Raw genomic sequence first — 25,199 nt, 5'->3', positions numbered from 1 at the left:
CGACCCGCTCTCAGTCGTCCGCGAGCGCGCTCTCGACGGTCGGCGCGTCGGTTCGCTCGACCGTCGAGCGGTTCGTCGTCGGGTTCTTCTCCACGCGGACGAGGTCGTCGGCCGCACCGACCAGCTCGTCGTCGTGGCTGACGATGAGAATCTGCTTGACGCCGCGGTTCTGCATGTCCTCGACGAGGTCGACCAGCCGCGAGACGTGGCCGTCGTCGAGGAAGACCGTCGGCTCGTCGAGGATGAGCGGCGGGAGCGGGGCCGCGCCGTCGATACCCTCAGCGAGGAGCCGGTAGATGGCACACCGGAGGCTGAGGTTGAACAGGGCGCGCTCGCCGCCAGAGAGCTGTTCGGGTTCGAGCGCGGTGCCGTCCTTCTGGAACACCGTCAGCCCGTACTCGCCGTCGAGCCGGATTCGCGAGTAGGCGTCGTTGGCGTAGACGAGGTCGAACGTCTCGTTGAGCATCCGTTCGAGGACCTCGACGTTGCGCTGGCGAAGCTCCGCCCGGAGGTCGCCGTAGGTCGATTCGAGCGTCGACACCTCCTCGTGGACCGATTCGAGGGCGTCGACGCGCTCGGCGAGGTGTTCGCGGCGCTCCCGGAGGCCGTCCAACTGTTCGAGTTCGGCCTCGACGCCGCCGACGCGGCTCTGGAGTTCGTCGCGCTTGTCTCGTAGTTCGGGAAGCACCTCGTCTTCGACCCGTTCGAGGTACGCCGCGGCCTTCTGCTTGCGCTGTCTCGCCCCCTCGACCGCCTCCTCGTCGACCGTCTCGCGGAGTTCGTCGCGGCGCTCGCGACGCTCTCGGAGGTGTTCGCGGCGCTCGCGGTTCACGTCTGCGAGCGTCTCGCGCTTCTCGCGGAGCCGGTCCCGCGCGTCGATTTTCTCGGCCCGCGCGTCGACCAGCGACTCGACGCGGTCGAGTCGGTCGCGCCGCTCGTCGAGTGCTTCGAGGTCCGCTTCGAGCGACTCGACCGTCTCCGCGACCTCCTCGGCCCGCTCGGCCTGCGTCGTCGCGGCCTCGCGTTTCTCCTCGGCCTCGGCTTCGAGTTCTACGGCGGCCTCGCGCTTCTCCGCGGCGGCCTCCCGGCGGCTCTCGACGGTCTCCTCGCGGTCGGCGATGCGTTCTTCGGCGAGGTCGAGTTTGTCGCGCTGAGAGCCCGCGCGGTTCTCGATTTCGACCAGTGCCTCGGCCGCCTCGACGGCCGCCGAGCGCGACTCGACGTCCGATTCGAGCGAGTCGAGGTCGGCTTCCAGCGATTCGACGGCGGCCTCGCGCTCGCTGATGGCGTCGACGTGGGGCGAGCCCTCGACCGGCTGCCCGCACTCGGGGCACTTGCCCGCGTCGCGGAGGCGCTCGGCCTCGGCGAGGCGCTCGCGCGCGTTCTTCAGTTCGGTCTCCGTCTCCGCGAGCGACTCGCGGGCGTCGGACCGCGCCTCACGACGTTTTTCGAGGAGGTCGGCGGCCTCGCCGAGTTCGACGGGGGCGTCCTCGAACCGCGCTTCGGCGTCGTCGAGCGACGACCGAAGCTCCGCGCGCGTCTCGCGGAACGCTTCGAGCTCCCGCTCGGCCTCGGCGGCGGTCTCCGCGTCGGCCTCGGCGGCCTCGCGTTTCTCCTCGGCGCGTGATTCGAGGTCGGCAGCGCGCTCGGCGAGCCGCTCGGCCTGCGTCTCGAACGCCTGCGCCCGCGTCCGCGCCTCGGAGAGGTCGTCGCGCAGCCCGGATTCGCGCTCCGAAAGCGCCTCCCGCGCGCCGGCAATCGCCTCGTCGCTCGCGTCGTCGAGGTCGGCCCGGTCGAGGGCGTCGTCGATGTCGGATTCGAGGTCGTCGGCGGCGGCGTCGAGTTCGCGGACGCGCTCCGAGAGGTCGTCGCGCTTCGTCTCGTCCGTGGAGATTTTCGCGGTCAGGTCCTCGATTGCCGCCTCGACCTCGTCGAGTCGCTCCCGCTTTTCGGCGTGCTCGTCGAGCGTCGCCTCGGCGGCGTCGAGCGCCGCCTTCGCCTTGTCGCGCTGGCCCTCGTAGTTCGAAATCTCCTCGTCGAGGGAGTCGAGTTCGGATTCGAGCGCGTTGAGCGTCGCGTGGAGGTCCGCCTCCTCTTTCGTCTCGATTTGCGACTCGACGTCTTCGAGGACGCTCCGCTTTCTCGTCAGCACGTCTTCGACCCCGAGCCGGGCGTTGCCGGCGCGCTCGCGGTACGTTTCGAGCTTTCCGAGCTGCAGGAGGTCGTCTATCATGTCCTGGCGCTGGCTCGGCGTCGCGTTGATGAGCTTGTTGACCTCGCCCTGCTGGACGTACGCGCAGTTCACGAACGCCTCGGCGTCCATGCGCAGGAGCGACGCGACGTGCCGGCGAACGTCTCGCGCGCCCTCGACGGTTCCCTCGGGGCCTTCGAGGACGCATTTGGCGGTGGTCGCGCGGTCGCCGGAGACGCGAATCCGACGCTCGATGCGGTACTCGCCGCCGTCGTGGACGAATTCGAGCGCGATTTCGGCGTCGTCGGCGCCCGTCGTCACCACGTCTTCGAGCGTCCCCGCGAGCGCCTTCGAGCCGTAGAGCGCGAAGAAACACGCTTCGAGGAGCGACGACTTGCCGCTGCCGTTGACGCCGTGGATGACCGTAACGCCGTCTCTGAGGTCGAGTTCGGCGTCCTCGTAGGGTTTGAAGTTCCGAATGGCGATTCGGGTGAACCTCACGCGAAATCACCCAGCGAGCTGTCTTGGCTCGCCGCCGGTTCCGCGGCGGCCTCAGAGTCGGATTCGGTCGTCGTTTCAGCGGTGGTCTCGGTCGTCGTCCCTGTGTCGGACTCGGCCGCGTCTTCGGCGGCTTCCGCGTTCTCAGCGTCCGCCGTGCCCTCGATGGCCTCCGAATCCCCGGCCCCGACGCCGTCGTCGCTCTCGAGGTCATCCCCGCTCTCGGCGGCGACGAAGGCTCCCGGGTCGTCGGAGAGCAGCGATTCGACGCGCTCGCGGACCTCGTCGCGGACGTTCGAGTCGGCGACCTTGCTCGCCCGGACCGTCTCGTCCACGTCGAGGGCGGCGCTCGACAGGCCCATCTCGCGGACCCGCTCGCGCACCGCGTCGTCGGGGTCGGCGAAGCTCACGTCGGTCGCCAGTTCCGCGCCGTCGTCGATATCGCGCTTGTCGTTGACGCGGGCGACGAGCGCGCCCTCCTCGACGGCGAACGACTCGACCGCCGCGGGCGTGACGGCGTCGCCCTCGCCTCGCAGTTCGACGATGACGACCGCGTCTTCGAGGTCGAACTCGCGGACCCGCTGGCGGACGCGCTCGATGCCCTCGTCGCCGGCGAGGTCGACCTCGACGAAGGCGAACGGGCGCGTTTCGAGGGTGCGCCGACGGATGTCGACCTCGTCGGGCCCGAACTGAACGAGGTTGTACCCGCGCGGGTCGCGCTCGCTCGCGCTCGCGCGCTCGGTCGACCCGCAGTAGGTCACCCACGTCCCGTCGAGTTCGGCGGTGTCGGGGACGTGGTTGTCGCCGAGGAGGACCGCGTCGAAGTCGACGTTCGACTCGGCGAGGACGGTTTCGGTCTCCCAGTCGGCGTGCGCGAAGGGCGTGAACAGACCGTGAGCGACGAGCACCGCGCGCTCGGCGTCGTGCGGTTCGAACTGGTAGTCGAGTTCGTCTCGGCGCGAGCGCGGGACGTGGTCGAGCCCGTAGAACGCCACGTCGCCGACGACGTGGGGGTCGCGTCCGAGTCTCGTCGCCAGTCCGAGGCGCTCGAAGAGGTCGAGCCACTGGCCCCCGCGGGTCGACTCGTGGTTGCCGACGATGGCGAGGAAGGGAATCCCGGCGTCGTCGAGGCGGCGGAGCGCGGCGAGCGTCCCGAGGAGGTCGGGGAGTTCGGGACGGCGGTCGTGGTAGAGGTCGCCGGCGTGGACGACGGCGTCCACGTCTCCGTCGAGCGCGTCCGCGACGACCCGCTCGAAGGCGTCGAGGAAGTCCTGTCGGCGCTCCGGCGAGTGGTACTGCTGATACCCGATGTGGGTGTCGCCGGTGTGTATCACCCGTGTCATCTATCAACCGGTTCGCCACCGCCGCTGAAAACGGTTGTGCGACCGGAGCGGAAGTGGTCGGCATCCCGCGGTCGCCGCTGTGCGGTTCGGGAGCGCCGATTCGACACCTCGGTCGCGCCCACGTCGACGAGCGCGCCGCGCAGGCGGTCGAGGTCCGCGAGGAGCGCCCGACCGGTGCGCGCGCACTCGTGGTGTCCGCGCCGGGCGGCCTCGCCGACCGCTCGGCGGAGCGTTAGTTCGCCTCCGTCGGAGAGAAACTGGGCGGCAGAACGGAGCGACTCGAAGGCGTTTCGCGCCTCGGCGACGACTTCGGCGGGCGGGCGCGACTCGTAGTCGGGGATACCGGCGTCAGCGTCGGCGTCGGCGAGCGCGGCGAGCGCGCGGCCGACGTCGTCGGGAGCGGGCGAAGACATGCGGCGACGTGGCCGCGCGTTCGGATTTAAATGTTGAGCGTGTAGAGGCGCTTGCGCGCGTCGGAGAACGAAAATCGGGAGTCGACCGCGCCCTCGTCTTCCAGCCGGGAGAGCGCATAGCGGACGGTACGCGGGGGGAGAAGCGATTCTTCGGCGATTTGGCTCTGGGTGAGCGTGTCCTCGTAATCGAGAATCTTCGCGACCAACTTCGCGCTCGGGGGCATGTCCCGAACCGATTCCCACCGGTCGTCTGACTGGGGCTCGGACTCGCGTTCGACTGCTTCCGTGGTGCTCATCGTACGAGGTACCATGCAATGCTATTAGATAATATTTGCTATCCAGATTTATTACTATGGGGAATTTATGTGACGCGCGTCAGACTCGTCATCCGGGCGGCAGACGGGCCCTAGGCGGCGAATCCCTCACACACCCGAAGCCTCTTATGAACCTGCACCCTATGCCGGATGATGACCGATACTGTGGACGACGTCGACCTCCCCTACGATAAGGACTCGGCGTCGCAGCAGGAGAAGATCACCGCCCTTCAAGAGCGGCTCGAAGTTCTCGAAACGCAGAACGAGGAGATGCGCGACAAGCTCCTCGACACGAACGCCGAGAACAACAAGTATCAACAGAAGCTCGAGCGGCTTACCCACGAGAACAAGAAGCTCAAGCAGTCGCCGCTCTTCGTTGCGACGGTTCAGGAAATCACCGACGAGGGGGTCATCATCAAGCAGCACGGTAACAACCAAGAGGCCCTCACCGAAGTGACAGACGAGATGCGCGAGGAGCTCGAACCCGACGCGCGCGTCGCCGTGAACAACTCCCTCTCTATCGTCAAGCGACTCGACAAGGAGACGGACGTCCGGGCTCGCGTGATGCAGGTCGAACACAGCCCCGACGTGACCTACGAGGACATCGGCGGACTCGAAGAGCAGATGCAGGAGGTCCGCGAGACGGTCGAGATGCCGCTCGACCGCCCCGAGATGTTCGAGAAGGTCGGCATCGACCCGCCGTCCGGCGTGCTCCTGTACGGCCCGCCGGGGACCGGCAAGACGATGCTCGCGAAGGCCGTCGCCAACCAGACGAACGCCTCGTTCATCAAGATGGCCGGCTCCGAGCTGGTGCACAAGTTCATCGGCGAGGGCGCGAAGCTCGTCCGCGACCTGTTCGAGGTCGCCCGCGAGAACGAGCCCGCCGTCATCTTCATCGACGAGATAGACGCCATCGCCTCGAAGCGCACGGACTCGAAGACCTCCGGCGACGCCGAGGTCCAGCGCACGATGATGCAGCTGCTCGCCGAGATGGACGGCTTCGACGAGCGCGGTAACATCCGCATCATCGCGGCGACCAACCGCTTCGACATGCTCGACCCCGCGATTCTCCGGCCGGGGCGGTTCGACCGCCTCATCGAGGTGCCCAAGCCGAACGAGGACGGCCGCGAGATAATCTTCCAGATTCACACCCGGAAGATGAACGTCTCCGACGACGTGGACTTCGTCGAGCTCGCTGAGATGGCCGACAACGCCTCGGGTGCCGACATCAAGGCAGTCTGTACGGAAGCGGGGATGTTCGCCATCCGCGACGACCGCACGGAGATATACATGCAGGACTTCCTCGACGCCTGGGAGAAGATTCAGCAGGAAGCCTCGGACGAGACGGAAGTCTCCCGCGCGTTCGCGTAACCGACGCGAGTCGCGTTTCGTTTCGGTTTCGATTCTACTTCGCTTTTCGCGCGACGCCGACCGCCGAGTGGCTACGCGGCGAACGCGAAGTACGGCAGGACGAACAGCGCGAGGAACATCGCGGCGAGGATGAGACCGTACCCGCCGAGCGTCGCGGCCGCGGTCAACCACGATTCGCGCCGGCCGGGAAGTTCGAGCGCGGACATACTCGGTCGGTCGCGGTCGTGAATGATAAATCGTCGGTATTCACGCGGCCGAATCGGTCGGGTCGGGGAGGGCCGTCTCCGACGCGGACCCCATCAGGTAGCCGCCGAACCCGATGAACCACAGGAGCACCGGGTAGGCGACGTAGCGCTCGATACCACCCGCGCCGAGGAACGAAAGCGGGTGCGGGAGGCCGAGGAGGCCGAACGCGAAGATGCTCGCCAGGAGGGCGAGGACGAACCCGCCCACCGCGACCGAGAGATACCGGAACGGGGTCTCGATGACCCGCGCGGCGACGACCGCGGAGAGGCCGCCGGCGAAGAACGTCAGGAGGGCGAACAGCCCGTGCATCGGGGCTTCGCTCCCGTCGAAGACGCCCACGCCGAGGATGCCCACGCCGAGCATCGCGACGGCGGCGGTGACGACGCGGTCGCGGAGCCCCCGGTGCGCGAAGTAGCTCGCGCCGAGGACCAACAGCCCCGAAAGCACCATCGTCGCGTTGAAAATCGTCGCCGACGGCTGAAGGATGATGCTGTTTGGCGGCCTGGTCGCGCCGAGGTCGCTTATCTCCTGTACGCCCGCGTTGTAGCCGGGGTAGAACGCCTCGGCGGTGATGATTCCCATGAACGCGAGCAGGCCGAACGCGAACAGCATCGCGCCGGCGACGAACCGGTCGCGCCGGCGGTCGTGTGCGCCCGGCGTCTCGGCGATTCGTTCGGGTCGCGTCTCGGTCGGCGGACTGCCGTCCCGTCGGGAGTCGGTGGTTGGTGTCATCGTGCTCACTCCGTCCGTCTAGACGACTGACGCGTCGATAACACCGAACGCTGGCTCTTAAACCGCGAGAATCCGGACGGTCAGGAATCCGCACCCCTCGCCCCAACCCGAACGACTGAAACCGACCGGGTCGCACCCACAGGTATGGGCACGCCACTCGAAAGCCGCGAGGCGCAAGCCGAGGAGGTCCTCGACCGACTGTACGAGGAGTACCCCGACACCACTATCTCGCTTTCCTACTCGAACCGCCTCGAACTGCTCATCGCCGTCATGCTCTCGGCGCAGTGTACCGACGAGCGCGTCAACAAGGTCACCGCGGAGCTGTTCGAGAAGTACGACGGCGCCGCGGACTACGCCGCCGCCGACCAAGAGGAGTTAGCCGACGACATCAGCTCCATCACCTACTACAACAACAAGGCGAAGTACATCCGCTCCGCGTGCGCGGACATCATCGAGAAGCACGACGGCGAGGTTCCGGACACCATGTCGGCGCTGACCGACCTCGCCGGCGTCGGCCGGAAGACCGCGAACGTCGTCCTCCAGCACGGCCACGACATCGTGGAGGGAATCGTCGTCGACACCCACGTCCAGCGGCTCTCGCGCCGCCTCGGGCTGACAGAAGAGGAGTACCCCGAGCGAATCGAGGAGGACCTGATGCCGGTCGTCCCCGAGCGCGACTGGCAGCAGTTCACCCACCTGTTCATCAGCCACGGCCGAGCCGTCTGCGACGCGCGCAACCCTGACTGCGACGCCTGCGTGCTCGAAGACGTCTGCCCCTCGTCGAAGCTCGACCACGAGGTCGACCTCGCCAGCGGCGAGGCGTGGTGAGCGCTCAGACGAACACGTAACCGCTCAGGTAGCGGTAGATACCGAGCAGCCACGCGAACACCCAGAAGATGACGTAGCCGAAGACGCCGACGCGGAGGCGGCCGCGCCACGCGCCCATGTTCTCGTGGAGGTCGTCGAGCGACACGTCCTGGTCCGGGTCGCGGTAGAGGTCGGCCTCCCACTTGGCCTGGAAGATGCGGACGATTCCCGTGAGCGCGAAGATGAGCATCGCGTACGCCTGCAGGCCGAGAATCGCGTGGAGGGCGCTGAGCCCGTTGAGCTGCTGAAAGAGCCGGGGGAGCATCCACGTGACGACCGGGACCGTGTTCAACACGAGCCCGGGGAAGATGATTTTGAGGTGGTAGACGAGCACGTCCCACGACACCGTCTCGGCGTCGATCATTATCCACGCGCCGTAGATGTAGAACGGGAAGCTGGCCGTGACGGTAATCGCGGCGAGCGTGGCGAGCGTCGTCTCGTCTGCCATCGCACGGCGTTAGCACCCGGTCGGCCTAAAGGGACCGATGCGCCGCGTCCCGTTCGAGCGCTAGACCACGCGACAGGAGCTAAACGTCGGCCGCGACCGCCGGGATTCGAGCACCGGACCACCGCCGTTCGAGCGCTGGACCAGCGAGCGGTCGCGTCCGATGGGCGGCTCGTGGCCGACCGCACGCGACGAACACGGTTCGGGGTCGGAACACGTTTACCGGCGTGGACCCTACTCCGTGGCGATGTCAGACTCGTCTTCCGCCCCGGCCGACGACGGCTCGTCACCGGACGCGGACGCCGACGCCGCGATGTCCGACGCGGAGCTCGCGGCCCTCCGCGAGGAGGTCGAAGCCAAGTACGACTTCGAGAACTTCGGCCCGGCCGACATGGCGAAGATGACCCCCGAAGAGTGGGACGCCGCGTTCGACCCCGACTCGTGGGTCGTCGGCGAGGAGTTGCTCGACCGCGTCGAACAGGAACTCCGCTACCGCGTCGCGATTCGCGAAGTGTTCGCCGTCCTCGAACGCGTGACGGAAAACGGCGAGCCACGGATTCTCGCGTACTCCGACGAGGGCTACGCCGTCGTCTACCCGGACGGGAGCGTCGAGGGCGAGGGGACCGTCCTCCGCGACGTGAAACCGACCGTCGCGCTCTGTTCGATGGAGGACTTCGAGGTGAACGACGCGCCCGAGACCGTCAGGCTCCCCGAACCCGAAGAGGTCGCACAGGGGACCGGCGACTTCGGCAACCGAATGCTCCAAATCGTCGCGTTCGGGCAGCTACTCGGCGGGTTCGCGCTCATCGGCGCGTGGCTCGTCCTCCCCGACCTCGATTCGATTATCGCGCCGCTGGCCGGCCTGGGCTTTCTCGTCATCGGCTTTTTCCTCTTCGTCGTCGTGGCGAACGCCCGACTCTCGGACCGCTTCCGCGCCGAGGAGTACCGAGACAGGCTCCGCGTCATGGGTCTCGAAGGCGGGTCGCGCCCCGAGTTCGTCCCGACGTTCGACGGGGACGAGAACGTCGCGTCCTTGGTCGAGGCCCCCGAGGGAGACGCCCTCAGTTCTGAGGGCTGAGACCGGCGCGCGCTCACCTCGCAAACACCCTCCGTGACGGCATAGTCGGTGGGTTTAAGCGCGTCCCATCCTGACGAACGACCGTATGAAAAGGCGGGAGTTTCTCCGAACGGCTGGCGGTGCGACAGCCGCCGCGACCGCTGCCGCCGGGACCGCTGCTGCGCAGGAAGGCGGCGGTGGAGCGCAGGTTCAACCCGACTTCGGTGGCTACCTCGACGGCATCGACGGAGGCTACGAAGACCTCCGCGGTCAGAGCGAAGTCACCATCGAGGTCGGCGCGTCCGGCAACGGAGGTAACCTTGCGTTCGGACCGGCTGGCATCTGGATCGACCCCGGCACGACCGTGACGTGGGAGTGGACCGGCGAAGGCGGCGGCCACAACGTCGTCGCGAGCGAGGGCGCGTCGCTCGACTCCGGCGCGTCCGTCTCCGAGGCCGGAACGACCTACGAGTTCACGTTCGAGAACGGTGGCATCACGAAGTACCACTGCGTGCCCCACGAGGCGCTCGGCATGCTCGGCGCGGTCGCCGTCGGCGACGACGTGGCGACTATCAGCACCGGCGGTGGCGGCGAGAAGGAACTGCACGAACTCGGCGTCCCGATTCAGGCCCACTGGGTCGGCTCGGCGACGATTCTGGGCATCCTCGTCACCATCATCTACACGTTCTTCATCTTGAAGTACGGCGAGTCCCCAAATACGGGTAACACCGGAGGTGGCGAATAATGTCTTCGACCGGCAGCACATACGGCGATATTCACCGATACGAACCGGCGCGCGAGAGCACCGCAGCGGCCATCGCAATCGTCCTCCTGACGATTATCGAGGTCGTGTTCGTGTTCCTCTTCACCTACGGCTTCGTCTCCGGGTGGGGCCTGACGGACACGGGGAACATGTTCCTCGGCGGCGTCCTCGCCGTCATCTTCGTGGACCTCGCGTTCATCCTCGCGCTGTACCGCAAGGAGTTCCTCCCCGACGTGATGATCGTGAAAAAGCGGCGTCGCAAGTGGGAAGACCTCTACGTCCGCGAGGAGGACGTCGACGGTGTCACCTTCAGCAGCGACGACGCGTGGGAACAGGTCAAACGCGCGGTGTACCCCTACTACAAGCGATAAACCATGAGTCTCGAACGCAAAGACGACTACGACCACAAGGCCTGGATGAAAAAGAAGGACCTCACCCCGGTCGAGGCCACCTTCCTCACCACGCTCATCTGGCTGGATAAGCGACTCCGCATCGTCGATTATCTGGAACTTCTGGAGACGCTCTACTACCGAGTCAACCTCCAGATGCCGAAGAGCCACACCGAGCAGTACAACCTCGACAACAAGTTCTGGTACTGGTACCCCCTGTACACGCTCGGCTTGTTCTCGACGCTCGCGTACGTCGTCGCGGCGATAAGTGGTGCCCTTCTCGGGTTCTACTACTCCCCGGCGACGACCGGTGACCCCACGACGGCCTACAGCAGTATCGAATTCATCATGCGCGACCTGCAGTTCGGCTTCATGCTCCGCTCCGTCCACCGCTGGGCGGCGCAGGTCATGGTCGCGGCCGTGTTCCTGCACATGCTCCGTGTCTACTTCACGGGGTCGTACAAGGAACCCCGCGAGCTGAACTGGCTTCTCGGCATCGTCCTGATCAGCCTGACGATGGTGTTCGGGTACACCGGATACCTCCTCCCGTGGGACCAGCTAGCCTACTGGGCGGGGCAGATCGGCGTCGAGATGTCGCTGTCGGTCCCGCTCGCCGGTGAGTGGGTCGCACAGCTCTTGTTCGGCGGCTTCTCGCTGAGCCAGTCGACGCTACAGCGCATGTACATCATCCACGTGTTCCTGCTCCCGTTCGTCGTGACGACGCTCATCGCGATCCACATCGGCATCGTGTGGGTGCAGGGCATCGCGGAGCCGCACTGAGGTGACAATCATGAGCGACAACGAACCCGAAAACGAGGAGATTCGATCCGACGGCGCGGGCATCGTGGCCCCGGACGACGAGACGCCCACGTGGAGCGAGCGCAAGGCTCGCAAGACGGGGCTCTCCCGGCTCACCTACGAGTACTTCGAGCGCGCACGTCGTGAAGACCAGGACCTTCGCACGGAGTCCGACTACGTCGAACGCGACGTCTTGGCGTTCCCCACGTGGCCCCACGAGACCGTCCGTAACCTCTCGATTGCGTCGTTCTTCGTCGGGATGATTCTGTTCCTCTCGGCGACCATGCCGCCGCACATCGGCAACCCCGCGAATCCGTCGAGCACCCCGGCGATTATCCTGCCCGACTGGTACCTCTACTGGTCGTTCGGCCTGCTCAAGCTCAACCCGCTGAACCCCGAGCTGGCCATCCTCGGCGGACAGAAGCTGATGGCCGACCGTACCTACGGCGTGCTGGCGAACGGCGTCGTCGTCGGCTTCATCGCCATCGTGCCCTTCCTCAACAAGGGCTCGGCCCGGCGACCCGTCGAGCAGCCGTTCTGGTCCGCTGTCGGCGTCTTCGGCGTGGTGTTCGCGATGACCATCTCGCTTCTGGCCATCAAGAACCTCATGCCGATGAACGTCGACCTGCTGTTCGACCTGACGTTCCTGCTCCCGTTCGTCTTCGGGACCATCACCTACGCGGTGCTGAAGACGATGCGCGAGGGGTACATGTACAACCTCAACCGCCGCTACTACCGGCTTCGCCCGCCGAAATAGAGCGGAACCACTACCAACCGTCCCTTCTTAGCGTCACTGATGACAGACAGCGACGCAACCGGTCGAACCGGCGACGCCGACGAGACGCGGCGGGGACGCCGCGGCCGGCGCGACATCGTCGTTCCCATGCGGCTCTACAAGACTATCACCGTCTTCTCGACGCTCATCGCCGTCGTCAGCGTGGTCCTCGGCTTCGTCTTCCTCGACGCCGCGACGCTGCAGGTGAGCGCGCTCCGCGCGGTCATCGCGGGCGCGCTCGGCGCGCTCGGAATCGGCGTCGCGGACGGCCTACTGAGCACGGCCCTCGCGGTCTTCGGACTCGGCATCATCGCGTTCGGCGCGGTCGTCTACACGCTCGGCACCCGATTTCGCGCCCAAGGAATGGGAAAGTCTCAAGAGGACTCCGGCGAAGACTCGAACAATGGCTGACGAATTCATCAAGGGTCTGGGTATCCTGACCGGGTCCGGACTCGCGTGGCTGGTGCTCGCGTCGTGGTACCGGACGAGCAGTTTCGAGAGCACACAACAGCTCATCGAGCCGCTGTCGTCCGGCGCGACCGAGGGACTGTTCAACATCATCGCCGTCACCCTGATGGACGTGTTCCTCTGGTTCGCGCTTCTCGGCGCGCTCACCTTCTGGGTGCTCATCCCGGCGGGTCACCAGATTATGTCCGCGCTCGAAGAGCGCCGCAACGCGCAGTAAGCCGACACCGCGCTCCGTTCTCCTCTCATCTCGCTTCGAGTCGACGAAGACCCCCCACAATAGCGGTCGCCCTCCCCGCCGCTCCCGCGTCGGATTGGAAAAACTCTAATGAGTCTCGCTCCGACGGTCCTGTATGCACCCACTACAGTTCCTCGTCCCGCTCGACCAGTTGGCGGCGGTCGAACCGGTCGTCCCGCACGTGGCGCTCGTGCTCGTGCTTGCGAACTTCGCGACGCGCTTCCTCGGTCACCGGTCGCACGTCCGACAGGCCAAGGAGGGTGGAGAGGAGGCAGTCTCCCGGTACCTCCCGCACTCGATTAGTTCGGGTGCGCTCGTCCTGACCTCGTTCCTCTACCTGCTCGTCGAGCCGCACGGCGGCATGGTGCTGACCGTGCTGGTCGTCGGGATGTTCGTCACCGACTTCTTCGAGTTCGAAGCGCGTAAGGTCGAAGCCCGCACCGACAAGCCGCTCGAACGCCCGAACGGCTCGCTCGTCGCCGCGACGCTCGTGCTCCTGTACGCGGCGTTCCAGAGCCTCTTCTTCCTCGTCGCGGACTACTGGAACCTCATCGTCTAACTCCGCGACGCACTCTTCTCCGCGTCGTCACGCTCGCACCGCTCACGAGGAACACGTATTTTCGCCGCGCCGAGCGCCGCCGCTCGGTGTCTGAATCACGGCCGAGCGAGGCGCTCACTCGACGAGAAGCGGAACGCTCCCGTCGCGGTCGATGACCACCGACTCGGACGGGAGAACTTCCCGGACGACCTCGTCGTCGGCGACGAGGGACACGGGCGCGTCGTCGCGTTCGACCGACAGCCGGACGGGCGGTTGGAGGACCCACGAGTCCGTCTGCGTCGCGTACGGTGAGACGGGGACGACGGCGAGCCCGGCGGCCGGACCGACGACCGCGCCGCCCGCGGCGCGCGCGTAGCCGGAACTCCCGAGCGGCGTGGCGACGACGACGCCGTCGGCGCGGAACTCGTCGACCGGCGTCCAGCGCGCCGCCGCGCGCGACTCGTCGGTCGGGTCCGACGAGAAGGGGACCGCCGCCTCCGCGTGGGTGACGCCGTACTCCGAGATGTGCGCCGGCTCGCTCGTGACGAGCATCGCGTCGAAGAGCGCGCGGGTCGCGGGGTCCCCGCCGACGCGGAGCGAGAGCGTCGGGTGGTCGACGACTCGACCGTCACCCGCCGCGACCGAGGACAGCCGCGATTCGAGTCCGCGCCGCGGGGTCGACCACGGCGCGCCGCAGTCGACGGGGACGACCGGACACGACCACTCGGAGCCGAGCGCGACCGTCGAGAGCGCCGACTCGCCGACCGCGACGACGGCGTCCGCCTCGGCCGACGTCGGTTCGACCGACGCACCGGCCGCTCTGACGGCGGTGGCGACCGAGTCGTCACCGACGATACCGAATCTCATCGTCGTCCACCCGCGGCGAGCCCCCGTAGCATCGTCCCGTGCTACGCCGCCGCGAATAAAAGCCCTCGTGGTTCGGTTGCGCGAGGTCCGGCGCGACCCGAGCGGGACGGGCGCGTCGCCGACCGCCTCAGAACGGCCAGTCGCCGGTGACTTTCATCCCCTCGGCCTGGTCTTCGGCTTCCAGCGCCGCCGCGATGTCCGCCGGGTCGGCGTGGGGAATCTCGCGGTCGGCGTCGGCGAGTTCGACTGTCAGTTCCGTCAGGAGAATCGCCTGCTCGCGGAGCGTCCGCGATTCCAGTTTCTCGATGGTGTCGGCGTGGGTGTGGCCCCACCCGCGGCCGCGGCCCTCCTTTTCGCTGCCGACCATGTACGCCGGGACGCCGCGGGCGACGAACGGCCAGTGGTCGCTGTGGGGGAGCTGTTCGGGAAGCGTCGAAATATCGTGGTCGAACCGCTCTGCGACGGCGTCGGCGGCGGCTTCGAGCTCGTCGAAGCCGTGGGTCGTGAGCTTGAGCGTCCGCCCGGCGACGACGCCGTCGTTGTTGACGATGGCCTTCACGTTCGCCCGGTCGTCGCCGAGGCGGTCGGCCTCGTAGTCGGAGCCGACGAGCCCGACTTCCTCCGCGCCGAAGCAGACGAAGCGGACGCGCGTGTCGAGTTCGTCCTCGCGGGCGGCGAGCGCGCGGGCGACCTCGACCACCATCGCGGTGCCCGCGCCGTTGTCCATCGCGCCCTCGGCGATATCGTGGGCGTCGAGGTGGCTCGTGACGAGCACCTCCTCGTCGGTGTCGGGGCCGAGTTCGGCGTGGACGTTCCCGCTTTCGGCCGCGGGCGTCTCGCAGGTCACGTCGACGGTCACCTCGTCGCCGTCGAACCGGCGGCGGAGGCGCGCGCCGACCTCCTTGCTCACGCCGACGGCGGGGATGTCGCCGATGGGCGCTTCGGCGGTGCCGACGCTCCCCGTGGGCGGGAGTTGGCCGGGGACGTGGTTGGCGAAGACGAACGCGGCCGCGCCGGCCTCGACGGCGTAGTAGTACTTCTCGCGGCGGTGGATGAAGCGGTCGTAGTGGTCGGGGACCGTCGTGGAGACGACGACGACCTTCCCCGAGAGGTCGCGGTCGAAGTCCTCGGGCAGCCCGTAGCCGAGGTCGACCAGCTCGCCGCTCGCTGTTCCGGCGGGGCTGCGCGGGAGCGCGATGCAGTCCTGCGTGGTGTCTGCGGCGTAGAGGGCGCTGTCGCCGCGCTCCCAGCCTTGAATCTCGAACGGGTCGATGCGGGCGTTGCGCGCGCCGACGCGTTCGAGGGCGTCTCGGGTCGCCTCCATCGCCTCGCGCTCGCCGGGCGAGCCAGTCATCCGGTTGCCGATGTCGACGAGCGTCTCCAGGTGGTTCCAGCCGACCTCGCTGGTGAACGTGTCGCCTATCCAGTCACTCATAGTGGACCGTCTCGCGGGGCCGTGGTAACCGTTGCGATGGGTCGAAAACGGGCGTCAGACTCGGCGCGAAACCGACCGACTCCGACAAGGTACTCAGTTCGAGTCGCCGCGCCCGCGACGGCGGGCAAACGGGAGCGAACCGCGACTCGACCCACGGGCGAACGGCAGGTTCAAGGACCATCTATCACGTACGTTCATTCATGACTGACGTGCGAATCGCCGGGGTCGGACTGACGAAGTTCGGCAGTCACCCCGAGCGAACCGGCCGCGACCTGTTCGCGGAGGCCGCCCTCGCCGCCCGCGAGGACGCCGGCGTCTCCCGCGACGACTACGAGGAAATCTTCTACGGCAACTTCATGGGCGAACTCGCCGAGAAGCAGGGCCATCAGGGGCCGGTCATGGCCGAGGCCGCCGGCCTCGACTGCCCCGCGACCCGCTACGAGCAGGCCTGCGCCTCCGCGGGCGTCGCCTTCCGACAGGCCGTCGCCACGATTCGGAGCGGCGCGGCCGACGTGGTCCTCGCCGGCGGCATGGAGCGCATGAACAACCTCGGGACCGCCGAGGTGACCCAGTCGCTCGCCATCGCCGCGGACGAACTGTTCGAGGTCCGCGCGGGCGTCACGTTCCCGGGCGCGTACGCGCTCATGGCTCGCGCGTACTTCGACGCCTTCGGCGGCGACAGCGAGGACCTCGCGCACATCGCGGTGAAGAACCACGCCAACGCGATGCACAACGACTACGCGCAGTTCCACCGCGAAATCACCGTCGACGACGCGCTCGAAAGCCCCGTCGTCGCCGACCCGCTCACCCTCTACGACGCCTGCCCCATCACCGACGGCGCGAGCGCGGTCGTCCTCGTCAGCGACGACTACGCCGAGCGACGCGGCCTCGACGCGCCCGTCTCCGTCACCGGGTCGGGGCAGGGCGGCGACAAGGCCGCGCTCCAAGACAGACCCCACCTCGCGCGGACGCCCGCAGCGACGAAAGCCGCCGACGCGGCCTACGCGGACGCCGGCATCGGCCCCGACGACGTGGACGTGGCCGAGGTCCACGACTGCTTTACCATCGCCGAGGTGCTCGCGCTCGAATCGCTCGGCCTCTACGACCACGGCGAGGGAGTCGGCGCGGCCGCCCGCGGCGAGACGACCCGCGACGGCGACCTCCCGGTGAACCTCTCGGGCGGCCTCAAGGCGAAGGGCCACCCCGTCGGCGCGACGGGGACCGCCCAAATCGTCGAGATGACGAAGCTCCTGCGCGGCGACCACGGCAACAGCGACGCCGTCCCGGACGCTCGGGTCGGCGTCACCCACAACGCGGGCGGAACCGTCGCCAGCGCGGTCGTCCACGTCTTGGAGGTGGACCGATGAGCGACACCGGCTACGACGAGTGGCTGGCCGCAATCGCCGACGGCGAGGGCTACTACCTCGCGTGTCCGGACGGTCACGGCTCGCTCCCGCCGCGGCGCTCCTGTCCGCACTGCGGCGCGGCCGAGTTGACGGCGGAACCGCTCCCGGAGACGGGCGAGGTACTCACCTTCACCGAGGTGCACGTCCCCGCGCCGAACTTCGCAGACGAAGCGCCCTACGTGACGGCCATCGCGTCGTTCGGCCCCGTCAAACTCACGGGCGTCGTCCGCGACCTCCCCGCCGACGAGGTCGACCTCGGAACGACCGTCTCGGTAGACGTGGGCACGAACGCGACGACTGACGAGCGGTTGCTCGTGTTCCGGCCCGCGAGCGAGTAGCGCCACACTCGTCGCACGTTATCTCTCGCGCGCCTCGACGGCCTCCAGCGGCGAGCGCCAGCCGAAGACGTACGAACCGAGGAGCCACGCCCAGAAGCCGGCCGCGAGGAGCGCGATAGCTCCGTACAGGAACAGCGAGAACAGCGACAGGGAGTCGAACATCGGTTCAGTTCAGGGGGTTGGGTCGGTTCGGCTCGTGGTCGCGGCCGCGGCCGCGGCTTCGGCCCCGTTCAGTCGAGGGCGTCGCGGACGGTGTCGACGAAGGCGTTCGGGAACTCGACGTGCGGGAGCAACATCGCGTCGTCGAAGACGACGAGCGTGCAGTCCGCGGCGTCCGCGAGGTCGCGGCCCCGCTTCAGCGGCGTGATGTCGCTCTCGCGGCCCCAGACGAGCGTCGTCGGGACGTCGAGAGCCGACAGCGCCTCGCCGAGGTCGACGTCGGTGTTGAGGTAGCCGGAGATGAACGACGCCGGCGCGAAGCGCGCGCCCTCCTGATGGGCGGTGCGCCACTCGTACTCCTGCCACTCCTCGCCCGCCTTCTCGGGGTCGTAGTAGCCGTGGTCGGCGTTGAAGTAGCGAATCGACGGCCGGGAGGCGACGACGTTGAACAGCGCCTCGCCGACGACCGGCGCGCGGACGAGTTCGCGGAGCCACTCCTTGGGGTCCGGGCCGCCGCGCGACGTGGGACAGACGAGGACGAACCGCGAGACCGACACGTCGTCTCGCTCCGCGGCGGCGACGGCGTAGGCCGCGGTGAGCGACGAGGCGACGACTGCGGGGTCGTCGTACTCGGCGAGGAAATCGCCGACGAAGTCCTCGTAGAGCGCGGGCGAGTAGTACAGCGCCGGCCGGTCCGAAAGCCCGAATCCGGGGAGGTCGGGCGCGACGACGTGGTAGTCCTCGGCGAGGGTCGAAAACACCTCGCGGAACTCGCCGGACGACCCCGCGGCGTTGATGCCGTGGAGGAAGACGAGCGTCGGGTCGTCCTCGTCGCCGGCTTCGACGTACGAGACGTCCATGCCGCGCCAGCGGTACGTCCCGTGGTTTCCGGAGAGCGGCGGTTCGAGGGGACCCACGCGTTTCGAGAGGGCGGCGTTGGTCGCGGCGGCGAGACCGACGCCCGCTGCGGCCAGTCCGATGGCTCGTCGGAGTTTCATGTCACGTAGATGGTGCGCGGTGGCCTTAATTCGCCCGCCCGTGGCGGGGTGGTGGGCAGGAAAAACGTCGGCCCGGCGCTCGGCGTCAGTCGTCTCGGTCGTCCAGACACTCCCGAAGCGGTTCGAGCACGTCTTCTGCGACCGCGTAGGGGTCCGTCTCCTTTTCGACGACCGCCTCGGCGAACGCGTCGACTCCGCCGCGGCGGTCGAGCTCGGCTTCGAGGAGCCGGTTCACGTCGCTTCGGAGGAGCTGGCGAATCTCTTCTCCCGCGCGCTTGCGGGCCTTCTCCGCCAACTCGCCGGAGGCGTCGAGGTAGTCGCGGTGGTCGTCCAGCGTCTCGACCAACTCGTCGATTCCCTCACCGGTCGTGGCGACGGTTTCGAGAACCTGCGGCGTCCAGACGGGCGGTTCGTCGGCGTCGGAGGGGTCGCCCTCGGCGTCGGCGTCGGTCTCGGTCTCGCCCGTGTCCGCGTGGTCGCCGTGCCCGCCGTGTCCGTGACCGGCGTCGTCGAACGCCTCGGCCCCGTGGTGGCCGGTGTCGAGGTTCGCCCGCGGGTCGTCGCGGAGGTGAATCATCTCCTGTAGCTCGGCGACGGTGCGCGACGCGCCCTCCATGTCGGCCTTGTTGACGACGAACAGGTCGCCGATTTCGAGGATGCCCGCCTTGAGCATCTGCACGTCGTCGCCGCTGCCGGGTTGGACGAGGACGACGACCGTGTCCGCGGTCTTCACCACGTCCACCTCGTTTTGCCCCGCGCCGACCGTCTCGATGATGATGCGGTCTTTCCCGAAGGCGTCGAGCGCCTTCACGGCGTCCGCGGTGGCGGTCGAGAGGCCGCCGAGCTGGCCGCGGGCGCTCATCGACCGGAAGAACACGTCCATGTCGCCGACGTTCGAGGCCATGCGGATGCGGTCGCCGAGGACGGCCCCGCCGGTGTACGGCGAGGAGGGGTCCACGGCGATGACGCCGACCGTTTCTCCCTGGTCGCGGTAGTGCTTCGCAAGCTTGTCGACGAGCGTCGACTTGCCGGCACCGGGACTGCCCGTGATGCCGACGACGGAGGCGTTGCCCGTGTGGGCGTGGAGTTCCGAGACGATGTCCCGGTAGCCCGGCGACTGCGACTCGATTTTCGTGATGGCCCGCGCGAGCGCTCGGTGCTCGCCGTCGAGGAGTCGCTCGACGAGGTCGGGTTCGACCGCCCGGCTCATCGTCACGCTCGCTCGGGCGCGTTTTCCTTCACGAAGTCGATGGTCTCCTGCATCGGCGTGCCGGGACCGAAGATGGCGTCGACGCCCTGTTCGAGGAGTCTCGGCCGGTCTTCTTCGGGGATGATGCCGCCGACGATGACGAGCGTGTCGTCGAGCGCGCCGTACTCTTCGAGGCCGGCCATCACCTTCGGGACGAGCGTGTTGTGCGCGCCGGAGAGGATAGAGATGCCCAGTACGTCCACGTCCTCTTGGACCGTCGCCTGAATAATCTCGTCCGGAGCGCGATGCAGTCCGGAGTAGATGACTTCGAAGCCCGCGTCGCGGAAGGCGCGAGAGATGACGTGTGCACCGCGGTCGTGGCCGTCCAGTCCCACCTTCGCGATGAGACACCGGATCGTTCGCTGTTCGGAGTCCGCGCTCATAGACGGGGATTCGATGTCCCGCGCTTTGACTCTAACGGAAAATAAGGCAGGTCCGATTCAGTCGTCCGCGGCGGGCGCGCTCCGGACGTACTCGTCGAGGAAGTCGGCTATCTGGGAGTACGCCTCGATGCGGTTCTCCAGTTTGGAAAAGCCGTGGCCCTCGTCGTCGAAGATGAGTTCGCGGACGTGGGCGTGTTCCCTCGCCTCCTCGACGAGCTGGTGGGCCTCGCTGACCGGCACCCGCGGGTCGTTCTCGCCGTGGAGGACGAAAAGCGGCGCGCGAATCTTCTCGACGTTGTTGATGGGCGAGATGGATTCGAGGAACTCGCGGTCGTCTTCGAGCGACCCGTACTCGGCCTCGCGGAGTTCGCGCCGCCAGTCGCCCGTGTTTTCGAGGAACGTCACGAAGTTGGCGATGCCGACGATGTCGACGCCGGCGGCCCACAGGTCCGGGTACTCGGTCATCGCCGCGAGCACCATGAACCCGCCGTACGAGCCGCCCATGGCGACGATTTTGTCGGGGTCGACAGCCGGGTGGTCGTGGAGCCACTCGACGGCGGCTTCGATGTCCGCGACGGAGTCCATCCGCTTTTCGACGTCGTCGAGGTGGCCGTACGCCTTCCCGTAGCCCGCGGAGCCGCGGACGTTCGGCTCGAAGTAGGCGTAGCCCCGCGAGAGGAAGTACTGTTTGACCGACGAGAACGACGGCCGGCGCTGGGACTCCGGCCCGCCGTGGATGTCCACGATGACGGGCGTCTCGCCCTCCGGCGACTCCTCGGGGAGCGTGAAGAACGCCGGGATGTCGCGGCCGTCGAACGTCGGATACCGGACGAGCTCGGGCGGCACGAACGTGTCCCGCGGGATGCCCGCCGTCGCCGCGAGCGTCCATCGCTCGGCGTCGCCCGTGGCCAACTCGACCACGTAGACGTTCGCGGTGTCGGCGCTGGCGGTGACGGTGACCGCGGCGCGCTCGCCGTCCGGGGAGAACGAGACGCCGCCGGCGACACCGTTCGGCAGGTCGGGTTGGGGGAGCACGTCGATGCGGTCGGGCGCGGTGAGTTCGCCGAAGGTGAGTTCCGTGTACCCCTCGACGTTCCGGGAGTAGACGAGCCGACGCGACTCGCGGTCGATGCTGATGCCGTCCAGTTCGTGGTCGCCGCCGGTGTCGACGGTCGTGAACTCCCCGGAGGCGAGCTCGTAGCGGACGAGTTCCAGCGTGTCGCTCCCGCGGTCGGTCACCATGTAGACGTTCTCTCCGTCGGGCCCCCACTCGGGGCTCTGGAAGCGGACCGTCCCCTGATGCGGCGTGAGGTGGGTCAGCTCGCCCGTGGCGAGGTCGAGGACCGACACGTCCTGGTCGAAGTTCGAGTACGCCTCTTGGACGATGAGCTTCGAGTCGTCGGGCGAGAAGCCGCCGACGGTGAGCCAGCCGTCGCCCTCGTGGACGAGTTCGGCGTCGGTGCCGCTCGCGTCGCGGGCCTGCACGTACACGTCGAAGACGGCGTTGTCGCGGCGGTTCGAGGTGAACGCGAACCGCTCGCCGTCGTGGCTCCAGCCGCCCCAGCGGTGCTTGGCGTCCGGGTGTTCGGTCAGGTTCTCGATGACGCCGGTGTCGGGTTCGAGTCGGAACAACTGCGCGCGCTCGTTGCCGCCTTTGTCCATGCCGAAGGCGAGTTCGGGGCGCTCGGGCGACCACGAGGCGAAGGTGACGCGTTCCTCGTAGAACGTCCGCTGTTCGGGCCACGCGCCGGGCGAATCGACCGTCCAGACCTGCGGGACGCCCGTCGTGTCCATGAGGAACGACAGGCGCTCGCCGTCGGCCGAGAACGAGGCGCCGTAGGCGCTCCTGATGTTCAGGTAGCGCTCGATGTCGTACGTTCGCATACCTCGAATTGCCCCGGCGACGAGAAATCGGTTTGGGTGTCAGAAGTCCGAAAGCCGCGCGTCCTCGCGGTCGGTCCACCCGCGCATCTTCGCGTAGGCCTCGGGGTTCGTCGGCACGCCCTCGGTGTTGAGCAGGCGCTCCGGGTACAGTTCGAAGGCGATGCCGATGAGTTGGTACTCCAGTTCTTCGAGGTACGGCCGCGTGTCGGGGTACGGCCCCTCGGTGCCGACCGCCCACGGTTCGACCCAGAAGTACACCGGTTCGCGGAGCCGCGGCGGGTCTATCGAGGCGAACAGCGCGTCCACCCAGCGGTCGTACTTCCCCGGCCCGTCGCCGCGGAAGACCGCCGACGAGAGGTCGCCGACGTGGTAGTAGTTCCCGTAGCCCCAGCGCGCGAGCTTTCCGTCGTTCGTGTCGACGTTCTTGAGGTTGCTGTTGAGGTCGGTGCCGGACGCGCCGAACTTCCCGCACTTGCCGAGGTACCGGGGGACCACCTCGTCGCCGTCGAGGGTGTACATCATGTAAACGAGCCCCTCGTAGCGGCCCTCGCGTCGGTCGTAGTCGGCGACGACGCGACCGCCGGCCTCGCGGAGTCGGCGCTCCATGCGCTCGCCGCGGCGGAGCGTCCGCCGGCCGGAACGGCCGTACGCGATGGTCTCGACGGTCCCGTCGGCGGCGGTCTCGAAAAGTGAAATCGGGTCCGCGGCGTCGACGAAGCGGTCGACGAAGCGGTCCCAGAGCGCGCGTTTCGTCTCGGTCACGCGACGACCGAACTCAGATCATGTCTTCGGCCTTGAGGCCGGCGATGATGTCGTCGACGAGGCTCTCGGCGTCCTCGTACGGGAAGTCCTGGTGCTTGCCGAGCTTCGCGGCCAGCTCCATCGCCGTGATGGTCACGTCGTCGGCCTTGAACTTCGTGCCCGGACCGTTCGGGAGCGCGGGGACGAGAGACATCTGGTTCTTCACGGGGAAATCGGCGTTCGCGAAGGCGTCCATGAACTGCTCGCGGAGCTGAGCTTCGGTGTCGGACATACCGTGTACCTACGTAGAGAGGTGGAAAAGGGTTCCGGAACAATAATGAATATATTTAGAGTTCTTTGCGAGACGGCGCGGCGGCCCGCCGAGTGTCGGCACGCTCGCCCGGGACTGATGGACTTATCTACAACGGCAATTCATGCACTCGCATGGACTTCGACTTCGACCGCCTGAAGCAACTCACCGAGACCAGCGGTGTCCCCGGCTACGAGGACCGAATCCGCGCGCTCGTCCGCGAGGACCTCGAAGCGACGACCGACTCCGTCCGGGTCGACGCGATGGGCAACGTCGTCGGCACCATCGAGGGCGAAGGCGACTACGAGGTCGCCGTCGCCGCCCACATGGACGAAATCGGCTTCATGGTCCGCCACGTCAACGACGAGGGTTTCCTGCAACTCGACGCCCTCGGCGGCTGGGACCCCCGCGTCCTGAAAGCCCAGCGCGTGACGGTTCACACCGAAGACGAGGACCGCACCGGCGTCATCGGTTCGGTCCCCCCGCACACGCTGACTGAAGAACAGAAGCAGAAAGAGCCGAAAGTCGAGGACGTGTACGTCGACCTCGGCCTCCCCGCAGAGACCGTCGAGGAGACCGTCTCCGTCGGCGACCTCGTGACGATGGAGCAGACGACCGTCCGCATGGGGAACCACGTGACGGGCAAGGCCATCGACGACCGCGTCTGCCTGTTCGCCATGCTGGAGGCCGCCCGGCGCATCGAGAACCCCGAGGTGACGGTCCACTTCGCCGCGACGGTCCAGGAGGAAGTCGGCCTCCGCGGCGCGCAGGCGCTCGGCGTCGACCTCGACCCCGACCTCGCGCTCGGCCTCGACACCACCGTCGCCAACGACGTGCCCGGATTCGACCCCGCAGACCACGTCACGAAACTCGGCGAGGGCGCGGGCATCAAGCTCAAGGACTCCAGCGCCATCGCCAACCCGAAGGTCCACCGTCGCCTCCGCAGCGTGGCCGAGGACAACGACATCGCCTACCAGCTGGAACTGCTCCCCGCGGGCGGCACCGACACCGGGGGCTTCCAGAACAGCTACGGCGCGAAGCCCGTCGGCGCGATTTCGATGCCGACGCGCTACCTCCACACCGTCACCGAGAGCGTCCACGAGGACGACGTGGTCGCTTACATCGACCTCCTGACGGCCTTCCTAGAGAGCGAGACGGGCGAGTTCGACTACACGCTGTAGGCGACCCCCCGGCGGCGCGGCCGATACCGCGGGGCGCCCCCCTATATCGAGGCGCGGCACCCCCGACCGGCGGACGAGAACCAAAGTATTCACTACAGGCCCACACCAAGCGGCGGACATGACCGACGGCAACGTGGATATGTCTCGGCGGGCGTTCCTCGGGGCGGCCGCTGGCGGCGCGGCGGTCGCCGCCACTTCCGGCACGGCCGCGGCGCAGACGGAAGAACCAGACTTCGGTGGCCACCTCGACGGCATCGACGGGGGTTACGAAGACCTCCGCGGCCAGAGCGAGGTCACCATCGAAGTGGGCGCGGAAGGTAACGGCGGCGCACTCGCGTTCGCGCCCGCCGGCGTCTGGATAGACACCGGAACGACCGTGACGTGGGAGTGGACCGGCGAGGGCGGCGGCCACAACGTCGTCGCGAGCGAGGGCGCGTCGCTCGACTCCGGCTCGGCCGTCTCCGAGGCCGGAAGCACCTACGAATACACCTTCGAAGAGGGCGACGCGGGCATCACGAAGTACCACTGCGTGCCCCACGAGGCGCTCGGCATGCTCGGCGCGGTCGCCGTCGGCAGCGACGTGCCGACCGTCAGCACCGGCGGTGGCGGCGGTTCGAACCTCCCGCAGGTCCCCGACAGCGCGAAGTCCCTCGGCGTGGCCACGACGTTCGCGATGGTCGCGACGCTCGGCCTCGCGTACTTCTTCATGAAGTACGGTGGCGACTACGACGTCCAGGACTGACGCGGTCGTCACTCCTCTCGATTTTTACCAGTCACGAGCGGCCGCACTCGCTCGGGTTCGGTC

The 25,199-nt window shown here is 67.8% G+C and carries 30 protein-coding genes; 14 read left to right on the top strand and 16 right to left on the bottom strand.

Going from position 1 to position 25,199, the window contains the following annotated elements:
- Nucleotides 1–10 precede the first annotated feature (10 nt).
- Genes rad50 through ABY42_RS04075 form a run of 4 tightly spaced genes read right to left on the bottom strand, consistent with a single transcriptional unit; the run spans nucleotide 11 to nucleotide 4,741 of the window.
- Complete coding sequence (gene rad50 / locus ABY42_RS04090; RefSeq protein WP_050458790.1) at nucleotides 11–2,692, bottom strand: DNA double-strand break repair ATPase Rad50; 2,682 nt, start codon at nucleotides 2,690–2,692, stop codon at nucleotides 11–13.
- Nucleotides 2,689–4,032: a DNA double-strand break repair protein Mre11 gene (gene mre11, locus ABY42_RS04085; RefSeq protein ID WP_050458789.1), complete on the bottom strand. Its 1,344-nt coding sequence runs from the start codon at nucleotides 4,030–4,032 to the stop codon at nucleotides 2,689–2,691. The genes rad50 and mre11 overlap by 4 nt, the downstream gene beginning before the upstream one ends.
- Nucleotides 4,029–4,445 (bottom strand): hypothetical protein, encoded by a 417-nt coding sequence (locus ABY42_RS04080; protein WP_050458788.1) that lies wholly within the window; start codon nucleotides 4,443–4,445, stop codon nucleotides 4,029–4,031. Before ABY42_RS04080 ends, mre11 begins: the two co-directional genes overlap by 4 nt.
- A gap of 26 nt (nucleotides 4,446–4,471) precedes the next feature.
- Nucleotides 4,472–4,741: a helix-turn-helix domain-containing protein gene (locus ABY42_RS04075; protein ID WP_004972579.1), complete on the bottom strand. Its 270-nt coding sequence runs from the start codon at nucleotides 4,739–4,741 to the stop codon at nucleotides 4,472–4,474.
- A 171-nt stretch (nucleotides 4,742–4,912) separates the two neighbouring features.
- Between ABY42_RS04075 and pan1 the strand changes: the two genes are divergently transcribed.
- The gene (gene pan1, locus ABY42_RS04070) at nucleotides 4,913–6,130 is read left to right on the top strand and encodes a proteasome-activating nucleotidase Pan1 (RefSeq protein ID WP_004971162.1); all 1,218 of its coding nucleotides are present in this window, start codon (nucleotides 4,913–4,915) and stop codon (nucleotides 6,128–6,130) included.
- Between the two features lie 71 nt (nucleotides 6,131–6,201).
- On the opposite strand, the gene ABY42_RS20050 is transcribed toward pan1, so the two are convergent.
- Together ABY42_RS20050 and ABY42_RS04065 are read right to left on the bottom strand one after the other, a co-directional pair.
- Nucleotides 6,202–6,336: a hypothetical protein gene (locus ABY42_RS20050; RefSeq protein ID WP_004972580.1), complete on the bottom strand. Its 135-nt coding sequence runs from the start codon at nucleotides 6,334–6,336 to the stop codon at nucleotides 6,202–6,204.
- Nucleotides 6,337–6,376: 40 nt separating this feature from the next.
- A complete protein-coding gene (locus tag ABY42_RS04065; RefSeq protein WP_004972581.1) occupies nucleotides 6,377–7,108 on the bottom strand; it encodes a DUF998 domain-containing protein in 732 nt (243 codons plus the stop codon).
- Nucleotides 7,109–7,252: 144 nt separating this feature from the next.
- On the opposite strand from ABY42_RS04065, the gene nth reads away from it, so the two are divergent.
- Complete coding sequence (nth, locus tag ABY42_RS04060; RefSeq protein WP_050458787.1) at nucleotides 7,253–7,936, top strand: endonuclease III; 684 nt, start codon at nucleotides 7,253–7,255, stop codon at nucleotides 7,934–7,936.
- Nucleotides 7,937–7,940: 4 nt separating this feature from the next.
- Here the strand turns inward: nth and ABY42_RS04055 are convergent, their stop codons facing one another.
- On the bottom strand, nucleotides 7,941–8,423 hold the full coding sequence (locus tag ABY42_RS04055; protein WP_004972583.1) for a DUF7321 family protein: 483 nt from the start codon (nucleotides 8,421–8,423) through the stop codon (nucleotides 7,941–7,943).
- Nucleotides 8,424–8,667: 244 nt separating this feature from the next.
- Here ABY42_RS04055 and ABY42_RS04050 point away from each other — a divergent pair, with 244 nt between their 5' ends.
- The 8 genes from ABY42_RS04050 (at nucleotide 8,668) to ABY42_RS04015 (ending at nucleotide 13,464) form a co-directional block, all read left to right on the top strand.
- A complete protein-coding gene (locus ABY42_RS04050) occupies nucleotides 8,668–9,498 on the top strand; it encodes a DUF7319 domain-containing protein (RefSeq protein WP_049904945.1) in 831 nt (276 codons plus the stop codon).
- Between the two features lie 85 nt (nucleotides 9,499–9,583).
- Nucleotides 9,584–10,222, top strand: a complete 639-nt coding sequence (locus ABY42_RS04045; protein WP_004972585.1) for a halocyanin domain-containing protein — start codon at nucleotides 9,584–9,586, stop codon at nucleotides 10,220–10,222.
- Nucleotides 10,222–10,611: a DUF7318 family protein gene (locus ABY42_RS04040; protein WP_004971171.1), complete on the top strand. Its 390-nt coding sequence runs from the start codon at nucleotides 10,222–10,224 to the stop codon at nucleotides 10,609–10,611. The genes ABY42_RS04045 and ABY42_RS04040 overlap by 1 nt, the downstream gene beginning before the upstream one ends.
- Before the next feature lie 3 nt (nucleotides 10,612–10,614).
- On the top strand, nucleotides 10,615–11,409 hold the full coding sequence (locus ABY42_RS04035) for a cytochrome b (RefSeq protein WP_004972586.1): 795 nt from the start codon (nucleotides 10,615–10,617) through the stop codon (nucleotides 11,407–11,409).
- 10 nt (nucleotides 11,410–11,419) lie between these two features.
- Nucleotides 11,420–12,184: a cytochrome b family protein gene (locus tag ABY42_RS04030; protein ID WP_004972588.1), complete on the top strand. Its 765-nt coding sequence runs from the start codon at nucleotides 11,420–11,422 to the stop codon at nucleotides 12,182–12,184.
- Nucleotides 12,185–12,223: 39 nt separating this feature from the next.
- On the top strand, nucleotides 12,224–12,613 hold the full coding sequence (locus ABY42_RS04025) for a DUF7315 family membrane protein (RefSeq protein WP_004972590.1): 390 nt from the start codon (nucleotides 12,224–12,226) through the stop codon (nucleotides 12,611–12,613).
- Nucleotides 12,606–12,887 (top strand): DUF7314 family protein, encoded by a 282-nt coding sequence (locus ABY42_RS04020; RefSeq protein WP_004972591.1) that lies wholly within the window; start codon nucleotides 12,606–12,608, stop codon nucleotides 12,885–12,887. The genes ABY42_RS04025 and ABY42_RS04020 overlap by 8 nt, the downstream gene beginning before the upstream one ends.
- Nucleotides 12,888–13,020: 133 nt before the next feature.
- Nucleotides 13,021–13,464 (top strand): DUF7313 family protein, encoded by a 444-nt coding sequence (locus tag ABY42_RS04015; RefSeq protein WP_004972593.1) that lies wholly within the window; start codon nucleotides 13,021–13,023, stop codon nucleotides 13,462–13,464.
- 114 nt (nucleotides 13,465–13,578) lie between these two features.
- On the opposite strand, the gene ABY42_RS04010 is transcribed toward ABY42_RS04015, so the two are convergent.
- Nucleotides 13,579–14,310 (bottom strand): NAD(+)/NADH kinase, encoded by a 732-nt coding sequence (locus ABY42_RS04010; protein ID WP_050458786.1) that lies wholly within the window; start codon nucleotides 14,308–14,310, stop codon nucleotides 13,579–13,581.
- A 127-nt stretch (nucleotides 14,311–14,437) separates the two neighbouring features.
- A complete protein-coding gene (locus tag ABY42_RS04005) occupies nucleotides 14,438–15,745 on the bottom strand; it encodes a M28 family peptidase (RefSeq protein WP_004972595.1) in 1,308 nt (435 codons plus the stop codon).
- A 200-nt stretch (nucleotides 15,746–15,945) separates the two neighbouring features.
- On the opposite strand from ABY42_RS04005, the gene ABY42_RS04000 reads away from it, so the two are divergent.
- Nucleotides 15,946–17,112, top strand: coding sequence for a thiolase domain-containing protein (locus tag ABY42_RS04000; protein WP_050458785.1), 1,167 nt, complete (start codon nucleotides 15,946–15,948; stop codon nucleotides 17,110–17,112).
- Complete coding sequence (locus tag ABY42_RS03995) at nucleotides 17,109–17,489, top strand: Zn-ribbon domain-containing OB-fold protein (protein ID WP_004972598.1); 381 nt, start codon at nucleotides 17,109–17,111, stop codon at nucleotides 17,487–17,489. The genes ABY42_RS04000 and ABY42_RS03995 overlap by 4 nt, the downstream gene beginning before the upstream one ends.
- A gap of 18 nt (nucleotides 17,490–17,507) precedes the next feature.
- Here the strand turns inward: ABY42_RS03995 and ABY42_RS19730 are convergent, their stop codons facing one another.
- From ABY42_RS19730 to ABY42_RS03965, 7 genes are all read right to left on the bottom strand, one after another.
- A complete protein-coding gene (locus ABY42_RS19730; protein WP_004972600.1) occupies nucleotides 17,508–17,651 on the bottom strand; it encodes a hypothetical protein in 144 nt (47 codons plus the stop codon).
- Between the two features lie 68 nt (nucleotides 17,652–17,719).
- Nucleotides 17,720–18,646: an alpha/beta fold hydrolase gene (locus ABY42_RS03990; RefSeq protein ID WP_004972601.1), complete on the bottom strand. Its 927-nt coding sequence runs from the start codon at nucleotides 18,644–18,646 to the stop codon at nucleotides 17,720–17,722.
- Nucleotides 18,647–18,731: 85 nt separating this feature from the next.
- Entirely contained in the window at nucleotides 18,732–19,856 is a 1,125-nt protein-coding gene (meaB, locus tag ABY42_RS03985; protein ID WP_050458784.1) for a methylmalonyl Co-A mutase-associated GTPase MeaB, read from the bottom strand.
- Nucleotides 19,857–19,858: 2 nt separating this feature from the next.
- A complete protein-coding gene (locus ABY42_RS03980) occupies nucleotides 19,859–20,278 on the bottom strand; it encodes a cobalamin B12-binding domain-containing protein (RefSeq protein ID WP_004972603.1) in 420 nt (139 codons plus the stop codon).
- Nucleotides 20,279–20,335: 57 nt separating this feature from the next.
- Entirely contained in the window at nucleotides 20,336–22,162 is a 1,827-nt protein-coding gene (locus tag ABY42_RS03975; RefSeq protein ID WP_050458783.1) for a S9 family peptidase, read from the bottom strand.
- Nucleotides 22,163–22,201: 39 nt separating this feature from the next.
- The gene (locus tag ABY42_RS03970; RefSeq protein ID WP_050458782.1) at nucleotides 22,202–22,924 is read right to left on the bottom strand and encodes a hypothetical protein; all 723 of its coding nucleotides are present in this window, start codon (nucleotides 22,922–22,924) and stop codon (nucleotides 22,202–22,204) included.
- Between the two features lie 13 nt (nucleotides 22,925–22,937).
- Nucleotides 22,938–23,195: an MTH865 family protein gene (locus tag ABY42_RS03965; RefSeq protein WP_004972607.1), complete on the bottom strand. Its 258-nt coding sequence runs from the start codon at nucleotides 23,193–23,195 to the stop codon at nucleotides 22,938–22,940.
- A gap of 152 nt (nucleotides 23,196–23,347) precedes the next feature.
- Between ABY42_RS03965 and ABY42_RS03960 the strand changes: the two genes are divergently transcribed.
- Both ABY42_RS03960 and ABY42_RS03955 read left to right on the top strand, forming a co-directional pair.
- On the top strand, nucleotides 23,348–24,394 hold the full coding sequence (locus ABY42_RS03960) for a M42 family metallopeptidase (RefSeq protein WP_004972608.1): 1,047 nt from the start codon (nucleotides 23,348–23,350) through the stop codon (nucleotides 24,392–24,394).
- 118 nt (nucleotides 24,395–24,512) lie between these two features.
- On the top strand, nucleotides 24,513–25,136 hold the full coding sequence (locus tag ABY42_RS03955) for a halocyanin domain-containing protein (protein WP_004972609.1): 624 nt from the start codon (nucleotides 24,513–24,515) through the stop codon (nucleotides 25,134–25,136).
- Nucleotides 25,137–25,199: the final 63 nt, after the last annotated feature.

This window comes from Haloferax gibbonsii (assembly GCF_001190965.1).
GTDB lineage: Archaea > Halobacteriota > Halobacteria > Halobacteriales > Haloferacaceae > Haloferax > Haloferax gibbonsii.
The sequence above is the reverse complement of the archived record's forward strand: the minus strand, read 5'-3'. Positions and strand labels throughout refer to the sequence as shown.

Bases quoted from the DNA above. Each gene is read 5' to 3' on its own strand.
- mre11 (WP_050458789.1), bottom strand. From the start codon at position 4,032: ATGACACGGGTGATACACACCGGCGACACCCACATCGGGTATCAGCAG.
- ABY42_RS04080 (WP_050458788.1), bottom strand. From the start codon at position 4,445: ATGTCTTCGCCCGCTCCCGACGACGTCGGCCGCGCGCTCGCCGCGCTC.
- ABY42_RS04075 (WP_004972579.1), bottom strand. From the start codon at position 4,741: ATGAGCACCACGGAAGCAGTCGAACGCGAGTCCGAGCCCCAGTCAGAC.
- pan1 (WP_004971162.1), top strand. From the start codon at position 4,913: ATGACCGATACTGTGGACGACGTCGACCTCCCCTACGATAAGGACTCG.
- ABY42_RS20050 (WP_004972580.1), bottom strand. From the start codon at position 6,336: ATGTCCGCGCTCGAACTTCCCGGCCGGCGCGAATCGTGGTTGACCGCG.
- ABY42_RS04065 (WP_004972581.1), bottom strand. From the start codon at position 7,108: ATGACACCAACCACCGACTCCCGACGGGACGGCAGTCCGCCGACCGAG.
- nth (WP_050458787.1), top strand. From the start codon at position 7,253: ATGGGCACGCCACTCGAAAGCCGCGAGGCGCAAGCCGAGGAGGTCCTC.
- ABY42_RS04055 (WP_004972583.1), bottom strand. From the start codon at position 8,423: ATGGCAGACGAGACGACGCTCGCCACGCTCGCCGCGATTACCGTCACG.
- ABY42_RS04050 (WP_049904945.1), top strand. From the start codon at position 8,668: ATGTCAGACTCGTCTTCCGCCCCGGCCGACGACGGCTCGTCACCGGAC.
- ABY42_RS04045 (WP_004972585.1), top strand. From the start codon at position 9,584: ATGAAAAGGCGGGAGTTTCTCCGAACGGCTGGCGGTGCGACAGCCGCC.
- ABY42_RS04040 (WP_004971171.1), top strand. From the start codon at position 10,222: ATGTCTTCGACCGGCAGCACATACGGCGATATTCACCGATACGAACCG.
- ABY42_RS04035 (WP_004972586.1), top strand. From the start codon at position 10,615: ATGAGTCTCGAACGCAAAGACGACTACGACCACAAGGCCTGGATGAAA.
- ABY42_RS04030 (WP_004972588.1), top strand. From the start codon at position 11,420: ATGAGCGACAACGAACCCGAAAACGAGGAGATTCGATCCGACGGCGCG.
- ABY42_RS04025 (WP_004972590.1), top strand. From the start codon at position 12,224: ATGACAGACAGCGACGCAACCGGTCGAACCGGCGACGCCGACGAGACG.
- ABY42_RS04020 (WP_004972591.1), top strand. From the start codon at position 12,606: ATGGCTGACGAATTCATCAAGGGTCTGGGTATCCTGACCGGGTCCGGA.
- ABY42_RS04015 (WP_004972593.1), top strand. From the start codon at position 13,021: ATGCACCCACTACAGTTCCTCGTCCCGCTCGACCAGTTGGCGGCGGTC.
- ABY42_RS04010 (WP_050458786.1), bottom strand. From the start codon at position 14,310: ATGAGATTCGGTATCGTCGGTGACGACTCGGTCGCCACCGCCGTCAGA.
- ABY42_RS04005 (WP_004972595.1), bottom strand. From the start codon at position 15,745: ATGAGTGACTGGATAGGCGACACGTTCACCAGCGAGGTCGGCTGGAAC.
- ABY42_RS04000 (WP_050458785.1), top strand. From the start codon at position 15,946: ATGACTGACGTGCGAATCGCCGGGGTCGGACTGACGAAGTTCGGCAGT.
- ABY42_RS03995 (WP_004972598.1), top strand. From the start codon at position 17,109: ATGAGCGACACCGGCTACGACGAGTGGCTGGCCGCAATCGCCGACGGC.
- ABY42_RS19730 (WP_004972600.1), bottom strand. From the start codon at position 17,651: ATGTTCGACTCCCTGTCGCTGTTCTCGCTGTTCCTGTACGGAGCTATC.
- ABY42_RS03990 (WP_004972601.1), bottom strand. From the start codon at position 18,646: ATGAAACTCCGACGAGCCATCGGACTGGCCGCAGCGGGCGTCGGTCTC.
- meaB (WP_050458784.1), bottom strand. From the start codon at position 19,856: ATGAGCCGGGCGGTCGAACCCGACCTCGTCGAGCGACTCCTCGACGGC.
- ABY42_RS03980 (WP_004972603.1), bottom strand. From the start codon at position 20,278: ATGAGCGCGGACTCCGAACAGCGAACGATCCGGTGTCTCATCGCGAAG.
- ABY42_RS03975 (WP_050458783.1), bottom strand. From the start codon at position 22,162: ATGCGAACGTACGACATCGAGCGCTACCTGAACATCAGGAGCGCCTAC.
- ABY42_RS03965 (WP_004972607.1), bottom strand. From the start codon at position 23,195: ATGTCCGACACCGAAGCTCAGCTCCGCGAGCAGTTCATGGACGCCTTC.
- ABY42_RS03960 (WP_004972608.1), top strand. From the start codon at position 23,348: ATGGACTTCGACTTCGACCGCCTGAAGCAACTCACCGAGACCAGCGGT.
- ABY42_RS03955 (WP_004972609.1), top strand. From the start codon at position 24,513: ATGACCGACGGCAACGTGGATATGTCTCGGCGGGCGTTCCTCGGGGCG.